The following is a 2,395-nucleotide window of genomic DNA, read 5'->3' as shown; positions in this document are numbered from 1 at the left end:
TTGATACCCTGCTCTACGGAAGTCACATCGCCAGAGGAGCTGCTGCTTCATGAGCCGGCCGGCGGTCCTGGTGACGGGTGGAGCCGGCTTCATCGGCAGCCACACCTGCAAGCAGTTGGCCGCCGCCGGCTACATGCCGGTGGTTTTCGACAATCTGAGCCGCGGCAATGAGAGATCCGTCGCCTGGGGGCCGCTTGTCGTCGGCGATATCCGGGATCGGGATGCACTGCGGCGGGCGATGGAAACGCACCGGCCGACGGCCGTGATCCATTTTGCTGCGCTGGCCTATGTCGGAGAGTCCGTTCGCGAGCCGGCCGAATATTATTCGACCAATGTGACAGGCACCATCGCGGTGCTCGATGCCGCACGCGCGAGTTCGATCGAAAACATCATCTTCTCCAGCAGCTGTGCGACCTACGGCGTGCCGGAGGCGTTGCCGGTTCGCGAGACCTCCTCGCAAAATCCGATCAGCCCCTATGGGCGCACCAAGCTGATGGGTGAACAGATCATCGGCGACTATGCGTCCGCGTACGGAATGAAATTTGCGATCCTGCGCTATTTCAACGCTTGTGGCGCCGATCCCGATGGCGAGCTCGGTGAGTGGCATTCGCCGGAAACCCATCTGGTTCCCAGAGTGCTCATGGCCGCATCGGGCATCATCGACGCGATCGAGGTTTTCGGCACCGACTACGACACGTCGGACGGCACTTGCGTAAGGGATTATATCCACGTCACCGATCTGGCCCGCGCCCACCTGAAAGCGCTCATGCATATCGAGGGTGGCGGGCGAAGCCTTGCGGTCAATCTCGGCACAGGGCGGGGCGTCTCCATCAAGGAGATTGTCAAGGCGGTCGGCCGAATCACGTCGAGGCCGGTTCCGGCAGTGTTCAGGAGCCGACGCGCCGGAGATCCGGCGGAGCTCTACGCCGACCCGGGAAGCGCACGCGAACATCTTGGCTTTGTGCCGGAGCTTTCAGACATCGATACGATTGTCAGGACGGCCGCTCCCTTTTTCGGACTGAAGACCAGGCCCATGAAACTGCCGCCAGTGAGGGCGGCAGCGCCGGTCGTCGCCCGACGGGTCAGAGATAGCGGGGGTGACAGTTCGCGCGCTGGCCAAATCCGCTAGGGCTGCAGATATAAGGCGAGCCGCCCGAGAACGTGCTGCCATCGCCCGGATTGAACGAGATGTTCACCGGCGCCGGCGTGCTGGCTTTGATCCGTTGCGGCGGTGCAAAGGCGTAGGCACTTTCGGTCCCTATTGTGCTTGTCATCTGGATCGGAAGGTCGGCCCGGAGCGAGCGCACGAGAAATCTGGCCTGCACGGGCTGGACCGAGGGCTGACTGCGGACCGGGTGGACGATGGGCCTGATAAGGACCGAACCGGTTTCAGTTGCGTCCATACCTTGACAACCTGCAACCATAGAGCTCAGCGCCACAGCCGCGGCAATAGATACGACATTCTTGCTTGAGCGAAATACGCTCGCGGAATTTCTCATCCTCTGTCCCTTGCTATCAAGTATAAGCCAGGGGCGCATTGCGACATACTATACTTGGGCCGCTTCCACGCCGCATGAGTGACCACTCGCACATCACACGTTATATTAGATATCACTAATTATTAAATTTCATCAAAACCGTATGGCAGGCCATCGTCTTGTCGTCCAGGCGATGCAGTTGAATGCGACTAAATGCGCTCGGCGCGCCGAGCGCCTGCCGAGCCACTCAACCATAAGCGATTCGCGGGTTCCACGACAGGCGCACGGGAAGAACAGCCCGGCCATCTCAGCGCGGCCGGAAGCGCGGCCTACTTTTTGGCATCGACCAGCTTGCGGGTCACTTCGAACTGCGCGCCCTTGGTGTCGCCTGCTTCGAATTTCTTGTATTCGTCGGAAGGATCCTCGGGAGATCGCTTGAAACCGTACCATTCCCCGTCCGGATCCTTGCGTTGCTCGATATTCAGGCCCTGAATGCGGTGGCTGTAGCAGGTGCGGTGCTGCTCGCCGGTGTAACCTTTCGATCGCCAGGCGAGCTCCATGCACATCTTGCCATCCTTGGTCACCAGCCATCTACCCTCCGCGACAGACGTGGTGTCCTGCCCGGACGTCCAGGCCTGGAGACGTCGATTGTCCTGCGCGAAAAAGGCCGCGCCGTTTTTCCATATCCATGTGCGGTCGGCATAAAGAAGCTGCAGCTCGTAGGCAGTTGGAGCCGGTGCGATGACCGTTCCCGCTGGTCTGCCGTCTTTGGCGGCAGCCGCATGCGCCGTTCCCGAAAGCGCCGTCTGGCCGCAGAGGGCCAGGAGAAACATGAGTTGCATACAAGTTGCGAACCGACAATGTTTGCGTCGACCGTCGACACCATGCGGTGGCAATCCGGTCAGAGCTGTCAGTAC

At 60.6% G+C, this 2,395-nt stretch carries 2 protein-coding genes; one reads left to right on the top strand and one right to left on the bottom strand.

Annotated features, from left to right (window positions below):
• The first annotated feature begins 49 nt into the window (after positions 1–49).
• The gene (galE, locus tag EN969_RS26825) at positions 50–1,129 is read left to right on the top strand and encodes a UDP-glucose 4-epimerase GalE (RefSeq protein WP_013532494.1); all 1,080 of its coding nucleotides are present in this window, start codon (positions 50–52) and stop codon (positions 1,127–1,129) included.
• A gap of 678 nt (positions 1,130–1,807) precedes the next feature.
• Here the strand turns inward: galE and EN969_RS26815 are convergent.
• Complete coding sequence (locus EN969_RS26815) at positions 1,808–2,320, bottom strand: DUF995 domain-containing protein (protein WP_245467512.1); 513 nt, start codon at positions 2,318–2,320, stop codon at positions 1,808–1,810.
• Positions 2,321–2,395: the final 75 nt, after the last annotated feature.

This window comes from Mesorhizobium sp. M7A.F.Ca.CA.003.01.2.1 (genome assembly GCF_003998945.1).
Classification (GTDB): Bacteria; Pseudomonadota; Alphaproteobacteria; order Rhizobiales; family Rhizobiaceae; genus Mesorhizobium; species Mesorhizobium ciceri.
This window is presented reverse-complemented; position numbering and strand designations above follow the sequence as displayed.